Origin of the sequence: Streptomyces sp. NPDC006510 (assembly GCF_040611955.1) — a bacterium.
Taxonomy (GTDB): domain Bacteria; phylum Actinomycetota; class Actinomycetes; order Streptomycetales; family Streptomycetaceae; genus Streptomyces.
Genome location: NZ_JBEXPH010000458.1, coordinates 1 through 1,432, shown reverse-complemented (window position 1 = coordinate 1,432; position 1,432 = coordinate 1). Strand labels below are relative to the sequence as shown.

The window sequence follows — 1,432 nt, the reverse complement described above, 5'->3', positions numbered from 1 at the left end:
CCCATCCGCATACCTCACACACCACGGAATACAGCCATTACGGCGAACGCGTCAGGGACTTCGAGAAGGTTCACCCCAACGGGCCGAAGTCAGTACTGGGAGGACCGCAGTGTCGAGCAGACCGCCTCGGAACTCGGCCTGCGGCCGGGCACGGTGCGCAATCGCAGCATGGCCGCGCTGGCCAGGCTCCGCGAACTGCTCGGCAGCGAGCGCGAATCGCTCACCACGATCTGAGAGAGGGGCAGAGACAGACATGAAGCTGGACGAGCACGAACTGAACAAGGTCATGGGGGAAGCCGTCGGCGATGTGCGACCGCCGACGCGCGCCCTGGTCGACGGAGCGACGCGCCAGGGCAGGCGGATGCGCAGCCGACGCCGGATCGCGGTCGGCGTGGGCGTGCTCGCGGTCGCCGGGGTGGTGGCGGGAGCGTCGCTGTTCGGCGCGTACTTCCCGACGTATACGGTCGATGTGGAGACGCTTTCGGCGGGGCCAGGCGCCAAGCCGGGCAAGGTGACAATCCCTGACTTCTCGAAGCTGCCGAAGAATCCGCAGCCGCCGGCCGGGACAGAGCGGATCACGGGGCGGGCGACCGTGCAGACGCTGAAAGAGCTGATGCCCCAGGAACGGACCTCGGGGTACGAGAGCCAGCAGAGTCCCCCGATGGGGTATGAGGTCTTCGGCCGGCTCAGAACCGAGGGCTGGCCGGCCGGGGCGGAGGTGCAGGTCAATCTGCAGCTGAGCTTCGGGCGCGACATGTTCGTCCAGCAGCACGGGACGGAGCCGGCGCACACCTTGAAGGGGTTCTACTCCTGCGAGCATCGCGTGCCGGAGGGCGGGAAGATGTCCGCCTGCGGGGTCTCCAACCTGCGCGACGGCTCGGTACTGATGGTGTACGAGGACCAGTCCGGGCTGCTGCTGAGGCGGCACGCGGATCTGCTCCGTACGGACGGGATGCGGGTCGTCGTGGGCACGTCCAACGGCGCGGACATCGAAGACGGGCCCGTCGTCGATCTCGACCCGCCGCTGAGTCTGGACGAGTTGCGTTCGATCGTGACGAGTTCGCGCTGGCAGTACTTCGTAGACCCGCAGGTCAACCAGAAGGCGAAAAGTCTCAAGCCGCACACGGACCGGAGCCAGCAGATCCCGGCCGACGGCTCGATTCCCACCGACGACTCTCGGGGCACCACGGCGAAGCCGTCCAGCTCGGCCAGGCACTGATCCGTCCCAGAGGCGGACCACGCCGATCACGGCCATCGCGGGGCAGTCGCGCCCGCCAACCGCCAGCAGATGCAGCTCAGTAGATGCCAAAAGGTCACCTAAATCACCGGTATTGCATCTAGTACTCCAGTCTGGTTTCGCGATGCTGGTAGACCCGGCTGGGAACGCGTACGGCCACCGCGTGATCATCGGGGGTTGTGTGGACTCCTGAAG

The 1,432-nt window shown here is 66.7% G+C and carries 1 protein-coding gene and 1 pseudogene; both read left to right on the top strand.

The window, feature by feature from the left end; translation table 11 throughout:
- Positions 1-234: pseudogene (locus tag ABZY11_RS44485) on the top strand (hypothetical protein); the annotation flags it as partial.
- A gap of 19 nt (positions 235-253) precedes the next feature.
- Positions 254-1,219, top strand: coding sequence for a hypothetical protein (locus ABZY11_RS44480; protein ID WP_356484617.1), 966 nt, complete (start codon positions 254-256; stop codon positions 1,217-1,219).
- Positions 1,220-1,432 lie beyond the last annotated feature (213 nt).